Here is a 17,176-nt window from a genome sequence, read left to right as displayed (position 1 = left end):
GAAGTCAGCGGCCGATGTGATCCTGCTCGATGATCCCATGCGTCAAGCTGCCGGTGGCCGGATAAAGCGGGATCAGGCAAGCCTGGAGGGCATGGTAGATGTCTGGCTTGCCGACAAAGAGGCGCGAGGCAGGCGTAAGATCTTCCTCGAGTTCGCTCAGCCAGCCGCCACGGGCATGGTCGATGACGTGGTTTTCCGCGTAATCCCAGAGCTTGCGGTACCAGGCCTGGAAATAATCTTCATTGTCGTGTGCGGAGATAAAGGCAGCAGCGCCAATGGCTTCCGCCACTGGCCACCAGAGCTTTTCACGCAAGGCCGGCTTGTCGTCCCAATCGAGCGTATAGAAAAAGCCGCCATGGACCTTGTCCCATCCCAGATCGATGGAACTGCGGAAGAGGTTGCGCGCCGCGTCCGTCATCCAGCTATGCTCTTTGCGGCCAAGCACCCAGAGCTGGTAGAGCAGCCGCGACCATTCCAGCCAGTGTCCCGGCGTCGTTCCGGAGGGGCGGAACATCTCGTTTTCGTGGCGATAATCCTTATCGACCGTCCAGTTCCGATCGAAGTGTTCGGCTACGCGGTGACCCAGGGGTATGGCGTTTTTCTGGATGATCAGTTGAGCGATGCGCTCGGCCTTGGTGAGGTAGGCTCTGTCTCCCGTGGCTTCGAAGGCTGCCATCAAGGCTTCGGTCAGGTGCATATTGGAGTTTTGGCCGCGATAGGTCGAAATCTCCGACCAGTCATCGGCAAATTCTTCGCGAACGGCGCCAACCCCATCGTCCCAGAAGCGGGTGTTGATCACCTCGGTGACGTCGGAAATCACTTTATCTGCAAGGGGATGGCCGACGAGTTTGGCGCTCGAGCCGGCAAGCAGCACGAAGGCGTGGCCATAGGCCTGCTTGGCGGTGTCGCCATTGCCATCGTCGTCGATCGACCAGACATAGCCGCCATGGGTCTGGTCGCGGTGCTTGTTCCAAAGGAAATCCATGCCGTGATCAATGATTTCATCCGATCCCGGCCGCCCGATGAGGCTACCGATCACGGCACAGTGGATCATGCGGGTAGTGACATGGATCTGGCGCAAGCTGTTGTTTTCATTGGGCGGCAGACCCTCGTCATCCAGCTCGTAGAAGCCGCCCTTCGGGTTGATCGAGGCGGCTTCGAAGAAGTCGAAAAGATCATTGGCCTGCCGCATCAGATACTGGCGGTGGAAAGGCCGCTTCTGCCAGGCGGTGGCATTGGTTCGGGGAAGGGGAAGGGTCGGCTCGCTCATCGTGGCTCCTATCCGGCACATTCACTTGCCGGGTATGTCCGTGCCTTCTAGCGACACTTTAGCAACGTTGCAATTTCTCTCCCGCTAGCATCTGGTTAGCACTTTGCGGGAGAAAACCGCGCAAGTGCTAACGCATTGGCGTCAACCCCTCGCGTACCACTTTTCGACACGCCGAACTTCCTCTGTCGACCCCAGGATTACTGGCACGCGCTGGTGGATGCCGGTCGGTTCCACATCGAGGATGCTCTGGTGTCCCGTTGTCGAGAGCCCCCCTGCACCCTCGACGAGCCAGGACATGGGATTTGCTTCATAGAGCAGCCGCAGCCGCCCCCCCTTGCTCACGGTTTCGCTGTCGAGCGGATAAAGGAAGATGCCGCCGCGCATGAGGATGCGGTGGATATCGGCCACCATCGAACCAACCCAGCGCATGTTGTAGCGCTTGCCGGCCGGACCGGTTTCTCCGGCAACGCTGTCCCGGACATAGCCCGTGGTCGCTTCGTCCCAGAAGCGTTCGCGTGCCGTGTTGATGGCGAACTCGCCGGAGGCCTCGGGCACTTTGGCAGCCGTTGCGGTGACGATCCACGCGCCGGCCGGATCGAGCGTGAACACCGCAACGTCGCCGGCGATCCGCAAGACGAGGCTGGCAGCGGGGCCATAGGCGACATAGCCGGCGGCGAGTTGCGCGCGGCCTTTTTGCAGGAGGCCTCCAGCGCTGGGCAGAATAGAGAAAATCGTGCCCACCGTGACGTTGACGTCGAGATTGGACGACCCATCGAGCGGATCGGTCGCCACGATGTATTTGCCAGTCTCAGACAGGGTCAGCGCTTCGTCGAGCTCTTCGGAGATCAAAACGGCCACGGCGTTATCGGCCTTGAGATGACGCAGGACGATGTCGTTGGAAATGACGTCGAGCGCCTTTTGCGCCTCGCCCTGCACATTGGTCGCACCGGCGAGCCCCGTCTGTCCGGCGATTGGCGCCTGGCGCAGGACGCCAGCCAGTTCCGCGCTTGCGGCAGCCATGGAGCCGATCACGCCCCGCAGCGCCGCATCCTCAGTCTCAGTCGTCAGCCATTGGGCCAGCGTGGTCATAGGCAACTCCTTGCATGTGCCGCAACTGTCGCCATCGCGGGGCAGGGGGCAAGACCAACTTTCGGGTAACTGGGCATCTTCATCCCTCGCGGGCGAGGTCGGCCAGGAGGCCGGCGGCGACGCTGAGGCGGGAGACGGTGGCGGCGCCGCTGGTGAGTTCGCCGACGGCTCGGGCGGTGCGGGCAAGACCTGCTTCCCGCTGCTGCTTCCAGGCCTCGATATCGCCGGCGGCCAGAACGTCGGCCGTCAGGTCACGCAGGGCGCGCATGAGATTGGCGAGCGCCCGGTCAAGCGCCATGCGGTCGAACCGATCGGCAAGGCGAATGGCCCGGCCTTCTTCCAGGATGCGGAAGAGATCGAACTGTCCGGCAACGCCGAAGAAGGCGCGGGCGGCATCTTCCACCGATACGCCCGAGCGCTCGGCGATCAGCACGATGTCGCTGGCATTGCCGATGACGGGCAGCTCAGCGATGCGCATCGCCAGATCCTCGTCGACGCCATGGGTGACGAGCCCGGAGCTGCGCGCTGCCGCAGCCTTGTGTTCGCCTTGCGGCAAGAGATCGGAGGCCATCTGCCGGAGGGTCGTAACCCCGGCCGAAAAGCGCCTGACGGTTCCTGCGACATCGCCGCTGCCGATATTGCCGTTTCGGAGGAACCACAGGGTCTCGCGCCGCAGGAGCGCAGCGACCTGAGCGTAGAGGGCCAGCTGAACCGCGCCGGGCACGCGCGTGTCGAGCGCGTCGATCGCCGCATTGAGCGCGGGCAAGCCATAGACGTCGCGCACGGCCGCATAAGCGAGTGCGACATCACCTGCGCTGGCGCTAGTTGCAGCCATCAATTCGCACACGAAAGCCGGGCCGCCGCGGTTGATCACAGCATTGGCCAGAACCGTGGCGATCACTTCGCGGCGAAGGCGGTGGTTCTCGATCGCCTCGGGGAAACGTTCATAGAGCGTGTCCGGGAAATAGCGGAACAGCTCCTTGGCAAGATAGGGATCGTCGATGGCCGAGCCGGCCACGAGATCGTCGAATAGGGTCAGCTTGGCATAGGCCAGGATGACGGCGATTTCCGGCCGCGTCAGGCCCTTGCCATTGGAGGCACGCTGGTCGAGCACGCTGTCGGTGGGCAGGTATTCGACAGCCCGGTCGAGAAGGCCCCGGCTTTCGAGCTGTTCGATCAGCACGCGATGATTGGGCAGGTCCGCGGCGCCAGCATTTTCAGCCAGCGAAATGGCAAGGCCCTGAAGGTAGTTGTTCCTCAGGCAAAGCTGGGCGACCTCGTCGGTCATGCTGGCAAGGAACTCGGTACGATGTTCGAGCGGCAGGGCGCCACTGGCCACTACAGGGGCAAGTGCGATCTTGATATTGACCTCAAGATCCGAGGAATTCACCCCGGCTGAATTGTCGATGGCGTCGGTATTGATGCGCCCGCCATTGAGCGCATAAGCGATCCGGCCGCGCTGGGTGACGCCCAGGTTCGCACCTTCGCCCACCACCTTGGCCCGCACATCGGCTGCGGTGACCCGGATCGCGTCATTGGCGCGATCCCCGACCGCAGCGTCATCTTCCTCGGTGGCCCGGATATAGGTGCCGATGCCGCCGAACCACATCAGGTCCACCGGCGCACAGAGGATGGCGCGCATCACCTCGTTGGGCGTCGCGCTCGCCTTCTTGAGCCCGAGGAGAGACTGCATTTCTTCGCTGAGCGGGATGATCTTGAGCCCGCGGGAGAAGACGCCTCCGCCTGACGAGATCAGCTCCTTGCGGTAATCCTGCCAGCTCGAGCGGGGCATGGCGAAAAGCCGTTCGCGCTCGGCAAAGCTGGTTGCTGGATCGGGCGTGGGATCGATGAAGATGTCGCGGTGGTCGAAGGCTGCAACGAGGCGAATCTCGCGCGACAACAGCATGCCATTGCCGAAGACGTCGCCGCTCATGTCGCCGATGCCGGCAACGGTGAAGGGTTCGCTCTGAATATCGCGATTGAGTTCGCGGAAGTGCCGCTTGACCGCTTCCCACGCGCCACGAGCGGTAATGCCCATCTTCTTGTGGTCGTAACCGGCCGAGCCACCCGATGCGAAAGCATCGCCCAGCCAGAAGCCGCGGCTGACGGCGATCGCATTGGCCGTGTCGGAGAAACTGGCCGTGCCCTTGTCGGCGGCGACCACAAGATAGGGATCGTCGCCATCGCGCCGCATCACGCCGGCAGGGGGCACGACGACGCCTTCGACCAGATTGTCGGTGATGTCGAGAAGCGAACCGATGAAGATCTTGTAGCTCTCGGTGCCCTCGGCCATGAAGGCATCGCGCGGCATGCCGGCAACGAGCCGCTTGGGCACGAAGCCACCCTTGGCCCCGACCGGAACGATGACGGCGTTCTTGACCTGCTGCGCCTTGACCAGCCCCAGCACCTCGGTGCGGAAATCTTCCGGGCGATCCGACCAGCGCAGGCCGCCACGCGCGATGGCGCCGAAGCGCAGATGCACGCCTTCAACGCGCGGGGAATAGACCGAGATCTCGCGATAGGGCCGGGGAGCGGCCATGCCTTCGACCTTGGAGCTGTCATATTTGATGGCAAGCGCAGGCCGGCGCATGCCAGCTTCGTCGCGCTGGAAGGCATTGGTGCGCAGCGAGGCATCCAGGAGGTTGATGTATCGCCGGATGATCGTGTCTTCATCGAGCGAGGTCATGGCGTCGAGTTCGGCGGCGAGCGTATCGCGCGCATCCGCTTCGCTCATGCCGCGGGAGGTGAGCGCAGGATCGTGAAGGGCGGCAAAGAGGCGGACAAGGGCCCGCGCCGCAGTCGACTGGGTCACCAGAACCTGGGCGATGTAGCGCTGGGAATATGAAATGCCGATCTGGCGCAGATAACGCGACAGGGCACGCAGAAGCGCCGCGTCGGTCCAGGAGATGCCAGCCTCTGTGACAAGAGTGTTGATCTGGTCGCTTTCCGCTTCCCCGGACCAGACGGCCATGATGCCGGCCTCGATCGCTCCGGCGCGGTCGCCGAGATCGAGTTCGGCGCCATTGCGGGGGGTCAGCACCATATCGTGGATGAAGCGCTCAAGCCCGTCCCGCGGCACCACGGTATAGGTCCGCTCGTCGATGACCTTGAAGCCGAAATGCTCAAGCATGGGCACGCGGTCGCTCAAGGGGATGGCATTGCCCATCGAATAGAATTTCAGCCCGAGAGCGCCTTCGGAATCCTCAAGCTTGCGCAGCTTGAGCGCTATGGCGCCTTCGCCCAGACCCTTGAGCATATCGATATCGACGAGAGCATCCTCAGCCGTGGTGCGCGACTGATAGGCCGGAGAAAAAGCCGAGCGATAATCGCTGATCGATGCCGGATCGGAAGCAGTGGCGACCAGCAGGTCCGAAAAGTCCTGGGTCAGCGCATCGACGCGCGCCTCCAGCTCGGCGCGGGTGGGGCGTGGCGTGGGACCGCTGACGCGGCCGATGATGACGTGAACCCGCACCAGCTCTCCCTCGGGGAAGTGCGGGTAATAGGCGGAAACGCGCCCATCGTAGACCTGGGCAAGATAGCGCGTGATCCGGGCGCGGATGTCGCTGTCATAGCGGTCGCGGGGCACGAAGACGAGGATGGAAACGAAATTGTCGAACCGGTCGATGCGCGGCAGGACGCGGACGCGGGGACGGTCGTAAAGACCGGCGATGGCCTCGGCAAATTCGGCAAGAAGCGCGGTATCGATCTGGAACATCTCGTCGCGCGGATAAGAATCGAGCGCGCTCAGGAGGGCACGGCCGGCATGGCCGAGCGGATCAAGCCCGCTCTTGCGCATCACTTCGGCAATCTTGCGCCGGATGATGGGCACCTCGGTATGGGGGGTGGCCTGAGCCTGGGCCGTGTAGAGGCCGACGATCCGCAGCTCGCCACGCACGAGGCCATCGGCGCCATAGAGCTTGACGCCGACATAGTCGAGATGCGCCCGGCGGTGGACGCGGGAGCGCACATTGGCCTTGGTCACCAAAACGGGTTCGTCGGACTTGAGAAAGGCGACCAGTTCGGGGGTCGATTCCACATAGTCCTGACCGATGCGCAGCACTTTGAAGGCGGGATCGCGCATGATGCCGAGCCCGGAGCCGTCAACGGCGTTCAGCTCTTGGCCATCGAGGCCATATTCGCGCATGCCGAGAAAGGTGAAATTGTGCTCGGTCAGCCATTCGAGGAATCGCAGCGGCTCGTCGCGCAGGCTGGCGCGAACCTCCGAAAGACCTGCCATGGCGCTGCGGGTGCGCTCCAGCATGGCGCGCCAATCGCCCACCGCAAGCGTGACATCGTTGAGGGTCGAAGCGATCTCGGCGCGCAGGGCGTCGACGTCGGCCACCGACTCGCTGTGGATATGGAGGACGCTGAGCGCCGCGCCGCCTGTCTCGACGACCTGCCCTTGCGCCACGTGCAGGACCGGGTGAGCGAAAAGCCGGACCACGCCGCCAACCGCGCGCAGGGCGGCGAGCGTCGAATCGACGATAAATGGCATGTCGGGCGAGATGACGTCGATGATAAGCGGCGCGCCGGGCCTTTCAGGCGGGCTCATCAGGATGCGCGTTTCGGTCAGCGGGCCTTCGATCAGCGCCTGGTGGCTGCGAGCGAGGGCGGGCAGCAGGACATCGGAACTCTGCCGGACGAGGTCATCGGGATCGGCGGCCTTGATGGCCTCGACCAGAAAGGTCAGAAGGCTCCTGTTCTCGCCTGCAAATTCCCGTGCTGCCTCGATAAATGGCCGGCTACGCTCGTCTGCCATGACTGCTCCTCTTGCTGGTTTGTCCTGTCAGTGCAGTGACCGGAATGGCCTTTAGCGGCCGTCCCACTCTCCCTGCTGCACATCTTATACGGGATGATGACGATGACGCCATTTCAATGGAACATCATACCTGGGCAAAGCATTTCCAATCCCGCACGCTAAACGGCATGTTTACGACTTGTTAATGTCGATGGAACTGGTAGTCTTTGATGCAGACACTGGAAGAGGCCCCTATGCCCAACGTCTATATGATGGCTTCCTACGCAGCACTTGCCGCAGCCCTGATCCTGGGATTCGTGGTGACCGCCCATGGCGGGCCGCTGTTTTTCTGATTTCCAGCGGCTGGCGAAGATGGCTCAGTGAACTGTAGCCGGATTGATCGGGCTCGCTGTCCCGTCGCCTATCTTGGGCCCGGCCCAGAACACCACATAAAGCAGCTCTTCGCCGTCATCGTCGGTGATCTCGATGCTGCGCGGCGCATCCATTTCGCCGCCTTCGCCGGCAACCTTATCGATGATGGCTTTGCCGATCTCGGCGGCCTGGTGTTCGGCGGCTTCCAGATCCGCCAGGTCGCTGCCGGCCTCGTCGCGGATCAGTTCATCTTCGGTGCGGTAGTGAAAATAGTAACGCGGCACGTTCGCCTCCTGGTCCGGGTCAACGCAGCGGGAAAGGCAACGGTTGCCCCATCAGCCTGAGCTGGGATGTTTCGGGCCAGTGTGGCACTTGCGGCCAGATCAGTCGATGTCCGAAAGCCCGTGATACCCATGGCGCTGCCAGAGGAGGGGTTCGCGGTTATCCTCGCTCTCGGTATCGACGATGGCGCCGGCGAACAGCACGTGGCTGCCGGTCTCGATCGAGCCGATCACCTCGCAATCGAGCACCGAAACGGCGCCGGACAACTTGGGATGATGCGAAGGCCACTCCGACCACTCGCCAAGGGCAAAGCGCAGGTCGGCGGGAACCTTGCCTGCAAAGGCATCGGCAATGTCGGATTGTCCGTCGGCGAGGACGGCAAGGGAGAAGCCGCCCGTTTTGGCTATGATGTCGGCGAGCCGGCTCATCATATCGATGGACACAAGCACGGACGGGGGATTAGCGGACAGGGACAGAACGGCGGTAACCGTGCGCCCCACCTGCTCGTCGCCCCGCCTGGCGGTCACGACGCACACGCTCGATGCCATCGAGGACATGGCAGAGCGGAAATCGGCGGTATTGACGACCGGACGGCGGGTCGGGCGCAAGTGCATGCTATCGGGCAGGTCGAAATCTGCCATCATAGTGTCCATGCCGGCCGCCCCTCTGCTCCGGCGCGCTGTTGGCCCGCCGTGCCGGACGTCGAAAGAAGCGCCATCCACTTGCCGTGCTGCATGTCTGGTCCAGGTCGTTCAGGAATTCTGCCGGACAAGGTGCCCGGTCACGCGGTCATGAAAGAGTGGGCGGCACCTTGTTCGATGCCGCCCCTGAGGGCATCAGCCGAGATTGGATTCGGCGAATTCGTAATTGGCCAGCTTGTCGAGGAAGTTGGTCACATAATCGGGGCGGCGATTGCGGAAGTCGATGTAGTAGCTGTGCTCCCACACATCGAGGCCGAGCAGCGGCTTGCCTTCGCCGGTCGCGAGCGGGTTCGAACCGTTGGGGGTCTTGGCAGTCTTGAGCTTGCCGTCATTGCCCTGAACGAGCCATGCCCAGCCCGAGCCGAACTGGGTGGTGGCAGCAGTCTTGAATGCATCCTTGAACGCATCGACCGAGCCGAAGTCTTCAACGATCTTGCTTTCGAGTTTGCCCGGCAGCTTGCCGCCATTGGGAGACAGGGCATTCCAGAAGTGAATGTGATTCCAGTGCTGACCGGCATTGTTGAACACCGGTGCGAGATCGGCCTTGTCCTTGGCGAACAGAACGATCTCTTCAAGGCTCTTGCCCTGCAGGTCCGGGTTCTTTTCGACAAAGCCGTTGAGGGCAGTCACATAGGCCTGGTGGTGCTTGCCGTGATGCAGTTCCAGGGTTTCCTGGCTCATGCCGGCACCGGCCAGCGCATTAACGGAGTAGGGCAGGGTGGGCAGCTCAAAGGCCATCTTGGGGCTCCTCTTGAAAGCGATCTTATGGAAAATCCGCGCCGGTATAACCTGAGGAAATCCTGCGGCGTTCCGTCCGACTTGCGTATTGCAGGCGAGCGTTGTATTTTCCAAGCCATGCCTTTGAAAACCCTCACAGCCCAGAAGTCAAGCGCAAGCGCGGAAAATACCGGCTGGTCTCCCCGCAATCCGGCCGAGCGCACGCTGATGGCGCTCAAGATGCAGCCGGGGATGACGGCGGCAGGGCTCGGGGGGAAACTCGGGATCAGCGGCGAGGCTGCGCGCCAGCAATTGCTGCGCCTTGCTCAGGAAGGCCTGGTCGAAGCGCAGTCGATTTCTCAAGGGGTCGGGCGGCCGAGCCAAGCCTGGCGGCTGACGGAGGCGGGTCAGGCACGGTTCCCCGATACCCATGCCGGTCTGACGCTGCAACTGCTCGACTTGATCCGGCAGAACCTGGGGGACGAGGCGCTCGACGCCATCATCGCAGCCCGCGAAGCCGTGACGCGCAAAAACTACGAGGCTGCAGTTGCAGAACGTGAGGGGATGCGTGATCGCGTGGCGGCCCTTGCCGATCTGCGCAGCGCCGAAGGCTATATGGCAGGCTGGCACGAAGAGCCGGATGGCTCGCTGCTCCTCGTTGAAAACCACTGCCCGATCTGTGCCGCTGCAGCCGCATGCCAGGGATTTTGCCGCGCCGAACTGGACGTGTTCCGTGCTGTTTTGGGGCCTGACGCCAAGGTGGAGCGGGAAGACCATATTATCGGGGGCGGCCGTCGCTGCTCCTATCGCATCACCGAGGCACAATCGACATGACGAACGATCGCCCACCTGTGGGCACACGCCTCACCCGTATCGGCTGGGAAACGCCGGAGGGGCTCGACGAGGCGCTGATCAGCCGCGTCGTCAATGCGTTCTATGCCGAAGCGCGCCAGGATCCGCTGATCGGCCCGATCTTCAACCGGGTCATTCCCGAAGAGCATTGGCCGGCCCATCTTGCTACCATTGCCGATTTCTGGAGCTCGATGCTGCTCGGCACCGGCAAGTATGGCGGGCGGCCCATGCCCAAGCACATGGCCATTCCCGAACTCGACGACGAGCATTTCATGCGCTGGCTGCGTCTGTTTCGCGAGACGGTGACGCGGATCTGCTCGCCCGAGATCGCCGAGATCTTCATCGAGCGCTCCGAACGCATCGGCAATTCCTTCCGCATGAACATCGCCATGCGCCGGGGCCGGGATATCACCCGCCTTGGGTCCCTCGAGCGGGAAACCCCACCCTGGTCGCCTACAGGCTAAATTGCCGTCCGACACGGCTGGAACCATACGCCTTGCCACCCTTTGACGGATGGGAAGGAGATCACGCCATGGCAACCGTTGTACGACTGAGCGAAGAGCAGATCGAGCAGCTGCTCGCCGATGCTGACGCGATGGAGCGCACATTCAAGGATATGCACGAAGAACTTGCGCGTCTCGATACGCCCAAGGACACGCTGGCGCGTTTTGGCAAACTGCACGACCGGTTCTCGAGCGTCCTCGAGTTTTTGAGGCGCCAGCGCGAACTCGGCCGCTAGCACAACGGGCACTCTTCAGCCCGGCTGTTGCGACAGGCAACTCGCCCCGTTTAGTCTGATCGCAAGGTCAAGGAGATGGGCATGAGCTTTCGCGCACTGGTCACCAGCAAAACCGATGCTGGCGAAATCGAAAATAGGGTCGAAGAACTCAACGATGCTCGCTTGCCCCAAGGCAATGTCACGGTCGACATCGACTGGGCAGGGCTCAACTACAAGGATGGCTTGTGCCTGACAGGGCAGGGCGGTCTCGTGCGCAATTTTCCGCATGTCGCGGGCATCGATTTCTCCGGCACGGTGCGCTACAGCGCTGACGCGCGCTATTCTGCGGGCGATCCGGTGGTGCTCACGGGCTGGCGCGTGGGCGAAACCCATTGGGGTGGCTACGCGACCCGCGCGCGGCTCGATGCCGACTGGCTCGTGCCTTTGCCCAAGGGGCTGACGACGCGCAACGCCATGATCGCCGGAACAGCCGGACTGACGGCCATGCTGGCCATCGACCGGCTGGAAGCGGAGGGGCTGACGCCGGAGTGCGGCGAGGTGCTGGTCACCGGGGCTGCTGGCGGCGTGGGCTCTATCGCGGTCTCGCTTTTGAGCCGGCTCGGCTACCAAGTGGTTGCGCTCTCGGGCCGCCCTCAGCATGAAGATGCGCTTTTAGCCCTTGGTGCTTCGCGCCTTCTCGAACGCTCGGCGTTTCTTGCAGAACCCGAAAAGCCGCTCGAACAGGCGCGCTGGGCCGGCGTTGTCGATTGCGTGGGCGGAAATATCCTCGGCAAGCTCCTCAAGCAGGTGGCCTATGGCAGCTCCGTCGCGGCACTCGGCAATACGGCCGGCATTGCCCTTGAAACCAATGTGCTGCCCTTCCTTTTGCGCGGGGTGAACCTGCTCGGCATCGACAGCGTCATGCAACCCTTCGAGCGGCGCGTTGCGGCCTGGGACCGGCTGGCCGAGCTGTTCGATTTCACTGCTTATGGCGGGCTTGTCGAGGAAATTGGCCTGGCGCAACTGCCCGATGCAGCGGAGCGAATCCTGCAGGGGCAGGTGCGCGGCCGGGTGCTGGTCAGGCCTTCTCCTTGAGCCGATCTTCCTTCGGTTGACCGCGGGACTGGCGAGGCATAGCTTGCCACATCATGGTCACAATCAAGGAAATCGCTGCAGCTGTCGGGGTGTCGAGCGCCACGGTTTCACGCGTCTTGAACTACGATACGACGCTCTCGATTTCCAAGCGCAAGCGGCAGGCCATCATCGAAACTGCCGAGCAGCTCAACTATGCGACACCCCGCAATCGGCAGCGCGCCAACATGCAGGGGTTGACCAAGCTGGCGCTGGTGCACTTTTTGCGGCCGGAGCAGGAACTGATCGACCCCTATTATGTCGCTCTCCGCCTTGGCATCGAAAGCCGCTGCGCGGCACTCAAGATCGAGACGGTGAAGGTTTATCACACCGACGCCAAGCCTGATGCGACGCTGCTGCAAAGCGCTACCGGCGTCATCGCAATCGGCCGGCACGACGAAGACGAAATCGACTGGCTCCGCACCCATGCGCGCCAACTGGTGCTTGCCGATTTCGTGCCCGCCGACGAGCAGATCGACAGCGTTCATGCGGACCTGCGCATCGCAATGGAGCGGCTGCTACAATCCCTCGCCAATCTCGGTTATCGCCGCATGGCCTATATCGGGCTCTTTGACCGGCGCGCCCAGTGCTTTGTCGAGTGGCTGACCAAGGCAGGATGGTTCGACGACCGGCTCCTGCGCTCGGGCGACAAGACCGAAGAGGGCGGCTATCGCCTTGCTCGCGACCTCCTGAGTGAGAGCCGTCCGCCCGAGGTGATCATTACCTTCAACGATTCCATGGCCATCGGCGTCTATCGGGCCGTAAGCGAAATGGGATTGTCGATCCCCGGCGACGTGAGCGTCGCCAGCTTCAACGATATTTCGGTGGCCCAATTTCTCAGCCCGCCGCTGACCACGGTGCGCCTGCCGGCCGAGGAAATCGGAGAAGCTGCCGTCGAGCTATTGCTGGAACGCGTCGGCGGGCGGGATCTGGCCAAACATATTACGCTGGCCTCCAAGCTGGTCTGGCGCGGCAGTACGCGGGCGCCGGCGGGAAAAGCCGCGCCCTGAAGTGTTCCCAGTAAATATTTACTGAAATTCTTGCAGTGCTTCAAAAGTCATACTAGGCTCGACTTTCGGGTGAAGAGGAAACACCCGCTAGGGAGGAATTGCAATGACTCGTATTACTACGGGGTGGAAGCGCGCGCTTGTCGTGGCGCTGGCCGGCACCAGCATGTTCGGCATTTCGGCCGCATCGGCTGCCAACCTGACCGTTTGGGCATGGGACGCCAACTTCAATGGCGCAACGATGCAGCAGGCTTTCGATCGTTACAAGGCCAACAATCCCGACGACACGATCGACATCCAGATCTTCGACAAGGCAGCTATGGAGCAAAAGCTGCAGGCGCAGCTGGCCTCAGGGCAAACCCAGGGCCTGCCTGATATCGTGCTCGTCGAAGATTATCGCGCCCAGAAATACCTTCTCTCTTTCCCCGGCGCTTTCGAGCCGCTGACCGACCGCATCGATTATTCCGGCTTTGCCCCATACAAGGTGGAAGTTTCAACGGTCGACGGACAGACCTATTCCGTGCCCTTCGATTCCGGCGTTGCGGGCCTCTTTTATCGCTCCGACAAACTCGCCGAAGCCGGCTATGAGGCTGCCGACCTTGAGGACATCACCTGGGATCGCCTGATCGAGATCGGAGTGGACGTCAAGGAAAAGACCGGCGAAACGCTGTTGCCGATCGACCCGAACGCGTCGGACTTCTTCCGCATGGCGATGCAGTCCGCCGGCGCCTGGTATTTCGATGCCGATGGCAATGTGACCATCGCCGACAACGCCGCGCTCAAGAGCGCCTTGTCGACCTATCAGCGTATTCTCCAGGCCGGCATCAGCAAGCCCAAAAACGGCTGGAACGAATATACCGGCAGCTTCACCTCGGGCGATACGCTTGCCACAACCACGGGCGTGTGGATGACCGCGACCATCAAGGCCAATCCCGACCAGGCCGGCATGTGGGCCGTCGCTCCGCCGCCGCGTCTGGCCGATGTTCCCGAATCCATCAACGCCACCAATCTGGGCGGATCGAGCTGGTATGTGCTGGCCGCTGCGCCGGAAAAGGAAAAGGCCATCGATTTCCTCTCCACCATCTGGGCGCAGGATGTGGACTTCTACCAGGAAATCCTTGTGAACCAAGGCGCTGTCGGTTCGCTGCTGGCGGCGCGCGAGGGCGAAGCCTATCAGGCTGCCGACGACTTCTTCGGTGGCGAACCGGTGTGGCAGAACTGGTCCGACTGGCTGGGCGAAATTCCGCCGGTCAAGTACGGCATCTTCACCGAGGAAGCCGACTCCGCCGTGGTGGCCCAGATCCCTGCCATCACCAATGGCGGCAATATCGACGAGATCATCACCACGATCGATGCCCAAGTCCGGCAGATGGCCCAGTAACACCGGATAACCGGAACGGCTCTGCCTTTCCGGCCTCCCCGGGGCCCCCGCGTTCGCGCGGGGGTCATCGATGGTCACTGTTTCCGTCAGAGGGTTTGAGCGTGGCGCATTCGCATCTCGCACGCAGCGAAAAGATCAACGGCTGGGGCTTTGTCATGCCCGCGCTCGTGCTGATCGGCATCTTCATGATCTATCCCATCGTCTGGTCGCTCTGGATGAGCTTTCAGACGGGCCGGGGCATGCAACTGAGCTTTGGCGGCCTCGCCAACATAACGCGCCTGACGCAGGATCCGATCTTTATCCGGGCGCTGACGAACACGCTGATTTTCCTCGCCATCCAGGTGCCGGTCATGCTGGTGCTGGCGCTGCTGTTTGCCAATGCGCTCAACGACAGCAAGCTCTGGGGCAGGGGGTTTTTCCGCACTGCGATCTTTTTGCCCTGTGTGACCTCGCTCGTGGCCTATTCGGTCATCTTCAAGTCCATGTTCGCCGGCGACGGTATCGTCAACCAGACGCTCTTAGCGCTCAATCTGATCGATGTGCCCATTGCCTGGCTGGCCGATCCCTTCTGGGCCAAGGTCGTGATCGTCACCGCGATCACCTGGCGCTGGACCGGGTACAACATGATCTTTTATCTCGCCGCGATGCAGAACATCGACCGCTCGATCTATGAAGCGGCCCGCATCGACGGCGTGCCGGCCTGGGCGCGGTTCTGGTACCTCACCGTGCCCATGCTCAAGCCGGTCATCCTTTTCACCAGCATCATCTCAACCATCGGCACGCTGCAGCTGTTCGACGAGCCCAATCTCATCACCCTGGGCGGTCCATCGGATTCGACGCTGACCCTGTCGCTCTACATCTACAACCTGAGCTTCAAGTTCATGCCCAGTTTCGGATATGCGGCGACGGTGAGCTATGTGATCGTCATCCTGGTGGCGCTGCTCAGCATCCTTCAGTTCTTCGCTGTCCGGGAGCGCCGCACATGAGCAATCCCGTCGCCTTTCTCGGCCGGACGGCGCAATATGTGCTGCTCTCGATCGCCGCCTTCGTGTCGGTGTTTCCGTTTTTCTGGATGGTGCTGGGTGCGACCAACACCTCGCCCGACATCATTCGCGGTAGAATTGCGCCGGGCACGGCGCTCTTTGACAACATCGGCAAGTTTCTGACGCAGATCGACTTGCCTCGGGTGTTGTTCAATTCCTTGTTCATCGCCGGCGTCGGATCGGCGCTGACCCTGATCGTCGCCTCGATGGCCGGCTACGGGTTCGAGATGTTCCGCTCGCGGGTCCGGGAGCGCGTCTTCAGCCTGCTGTTGCTGATGCTCTCGATCCCCTTCGCCGCCCTGATGATCCCGCTCTTCATCATGATGGCGAACCTCAAGCTCATCAACACCTACCAGGCGATCATCCTGCCCTCGATCGCCTCGATCTTCATCATCTTCTACTTCAGGCAGGCGACGAAAGCCTTTCCGCACGAATTGCGCGATGCTGCCCGCATCGACGGGCTCAAGGAGTGGCAGATCTTTTTTTACGTCTATATGCCGGTGATGCGCTCCACCTATGCGGCCGCGACCATCATCGTCTTCATGGCCAACTGGAACAATTATCTTTGGCCGCTGATCGTGCTGCAAACCAATGACATGTTCACCATGACGCTGGCCATTGCCGCACTCAATGCCGGGTACACGCCCGACTTCGGCGTCATCATGGTCGGCGCGATCATCGCGACCTTGCCCACTCTCGTCATCTTCTTCCTGCTCCAGCGCCGCTTCGTCGAAGGCATGCTGGGCGCGGTGAAATAGGGGAACTCATGTCTGGCTTGAAGCTTCGTAACGTCCGCAAGTCCTTTGGCACCCTCGAGGTGATCAAGGGCGTCGATCTCGACATCGAGGACAAGCAGTTCGTGGTCTTTGTCGGCCCCTCGGGCTGCGGCAAGTCAACGCTTCTGCGCATGATTGCCGGGCTCGAGGAGATCACCTCGGGCGAACTCACCATCGGCGAGAAACGCATGAACGATGTCGATCCCGCCCAGCGCGGCATCGCCATGGTGTTTCAATCCTATGCGCTTTACCCACACATGACAGTGCGCGAGAACATGGGCTTCGCCCTGCGCTTTGCCGGCAAGCCCAAGGATGAGATCGCCCGCCGCGTCGAGGAGGCCGCCCGCATTCTCGAACTGGGGGCCTTGCTCGACCGCAAGCCGGGCCAGCTTTCGGGCGGGCAGCGCCAGCGCGTCGCCATCGGACGCGCCATCGTCCGGCACCCGGACGTGTTCCTGTTTGACGAGCCGTTGTCCAATCTCGATGCCGAACTGCGCGTGCATATGCGTATCGAGCTGGCGCGCCTCCACAAGGAATTGCAAACAACCATCATCTACGTCACCCACGACCAGGTCGAGGCGATGACCCTGGCCGACAAGATCGTGGTGTTGCGCGATGGGCTCGTGGAACAGGACGGCACTCCGCTTGAACTGTATGACGATCCCAGCAACCACTTCGTTGCCGGCTTTATCGGTTCGCCCAAGATGAACTTCCTCGGCGGCGTTGCAGAAGAGGGCGGCATCAGGCTGTCCGATTTTCCCGGTCAGCTGGTTCCCTCGCCCGTTTCCCTCGATGCGGGTACCCCGGTCACCGTCGGTATTCGCCCGGAACATTTCAGTTCCACCGGCACGGCCACTCTCGATGTTGCCGTGGAAATCATCGAGCATTTAGGCGGGGAAACCTATGCCTATGCCCGAGGCGATGGGCCTACCCTCCTGACGCTGGCAACGGACAATGACCGGACGCTCAAGGCAGGCGATCGCTACACGGCGCGCTTCGATCCTGGCGTCCTGCTGGTCTTCGACAAGGACGGCAAGCGGCTGCGATAACGCTGCAACCCGAGGCAACCGGCTCGGCCTTGCCGAGCCGGGCTTGCGCC

General features: G+C 62.1%; 15 protein-coding genes. 9 read left to right on the top strand and 6 right to left on the bottom strand.

Translation table 11 applies throughout. The features are described 5' to 3' along the window. Positions 1–4 precede the first annotated feature (4 nt). From BM364_RS10855 to BM364_RS10830, 6 genes are all read right to left on the bottom strand, one after another. Entirely contained in the window at positions 5–1,270 is a 1,266-nt protein-coding gene (locus BM364_RS10855; RefSeq protein WP_092424461.1) for an AGE family epimerase/isomerase, read from the bottom strand. A gap of 141 nt (positions 1,271–1,411) precedes the next feature. Further along, complete coding sequence (locus BM364_RS10850) at positions 1,412–2,359, bottom strand: class 1 fructose-bisphosphatase (RefSeq protein WP_092424448.1); 948 nt, start codon at positions 2,357–2,359, stop codon at positions 1,412–1,414. Between the two features lie 79 nt (positions 2,360–2,438). Then, complete coding sequence (locus BM364_RS10845) at positions 2,439–7,118, bottom strand: NAD-glutamate dehydrogenase (protein ID WP_092424446.1); 4,680 nt, start codon at positions 7,116–7,118, stop codon at positions 2,439–2,441. Between the two features lie 356 nt (positions 7,119–7,474). Next, the gene (locus BM364_RS10840; RefSeq protein ID WP_092424444.1) at positions 7,475–7,753 is read right to left on the bottom strand and encodes a DUF6894 family protein; all 279 of its coding nucleotides are present in this window, start codon (positions 7,751–7,753) and stop codon (positions 7,475–7,477) included. Positions 7,754–7,852: 99 nt separating this feature from the next. Then, entirely contained in the window at positions 7,853–8,404 is a 552-nt protein-coding gene (locus tag BM364_RS10835; protein ID WP_244542850.1) for a flavin reductase family protein, read from the bottom strand. A 183-nt stretch (positions 8,405–8,587) separates the two neighbouring features. Continuing rightward, entirely contained in the window at positions 8,588–9,190 is a 603-nt protein-coding gene (locus tag BM364_RS10830; RefSeq protein WP_092424443.1) for a superoxide dismutase, read from the bottom strand. Between the two features lie 207 nt (positions 9,191–9,397). Between BM364_RS10830 and BM364_RS10825 the strand changes: the two genes are divergently transcribed. The 9 genes from BM364_RS10825 (at position 9,398) to BM364_RS10785 (ending at position 17,126) form a co-directional block, all read left to right on the top strand. Further along, entirely contained in the window at positions 9,398–10,003 is a 606-nt protein-coding gene (locus tag BM364_RS10825) for a helix-turn-helix transcriptional regulator (RefSeq protein ID WP_210186435.1), read from the top strand. Beyond that, complete coding sequence (locus tag BM364_RS10820) at positions 10,000–10,485, top strand: group III truncated hemoglobin (protein WP_092424442.1); 486 nt, start codon at positions 10,000–10,002, stop codon at positions 10,483–10,485. Before BM364_RS10825 ends, BM364_RS10820 begins: the two co-directional genes overlap by 4 nt. Positions 10,486–10,553: 68 nt before the next feature. Next, on the top strand, positions 10,554–10,760 hold the full coding sequence (locus BM364_RS10815; protein WP_092424441.1) for a hypothetical protein: 207 nt from the start codon (positions 10,554–10,556) through the stop codon (positions 10,758–10,760). 81 nt (positions 10,761–10,841) lie between these two features. Further along, positions 10,842–11,834, top strand: a complete 993-nt coding sequence (locus BM364_RS10810) for an MDR family oxidoreductase (RefSeq protein WP_092425306.1) — start codon at positions 10,842–10,844, stop codon at positions 11,832–11,834. A 53-nt stretch (positions 11,835–11,887) separates the two neighbouring features. Next, positions 11,888–12,880 carry a LacI family DNA-binding transcriptional regulator gene (locus tag BM364_RS10805; protein WP_092424439.1) on the top strand — a complete coding sequence of 331 codons (993 nt, stop codon included), beginning with the start codon at positions 11,888–11,890 and terminating at the stop codon, positions 12,878–12,880. A gap of 103 nt (positions 12,881–12,983) precedes the next feature. Beyond that, the gene (locus BM364_RS10800; protein WP_092424437.1) at positions 12,984–14,258 is read left to right on the top strand and encodes an ABC transporter substrate-binding protein; all 1,275 of its coding nucleotides are present in this window, start codon (positions 12,984–12,986) and stop codon (positions 14,256–14,258) included. Between the two features lie 155 nt (positions 14,259–14,413). Continuing rightward, complete coding sequence (locus BM364_RS10795; protein ID WP_092425304.1) at positions 14,414–15,244, top strand: carbohydrate ABC transporter permease; 831 nt, start codon at positions 14,414–14,416, stop codon at positions 15,242–15,244. After that, positions 15,241–16,059, top strand: coding sequence for a carbohydrate ABC transporter permease (locus BM364_RS10790; protein WP_092424435.1), 819 nt, complete (start codon positions 15,241–15,243; stop codon positions 16,057–16,059). Before BM364_RS10795 ends, BM364_RS10790 begins: the two co-directional genes overlap by 4 nt. A gap of 8 nt (positions 16,060–16,067) precedes the next feature. Then, on the top strand, positions 16,068–17,126 hold the full coding sequence (locus tag BM364_RS10785) for an ABC transporter ATP-binding protein (protein ID WP_092424433.1): 1,059 nt from the start codon (positions 16,068–16,070) through the stop codon (positions 17,124–17,126). The last annotated feature ends 50 nt before the right edge of the window (positions 17,127–17,176 follow it).

This window comes from Devosia crocina (genome assembly GCF_900116545.1).
Taxonomy (GTDB): Bacteria; Pseudomonadota; Alphaproteobacteria; order Rhizobiales; family Devosiaceae; genus Devosia; species Devosia crocina.
Note: the sequence above shows the minus strand (reverse complement) of the source record. Positions and strands in the feature narration are given on the sequence as shown.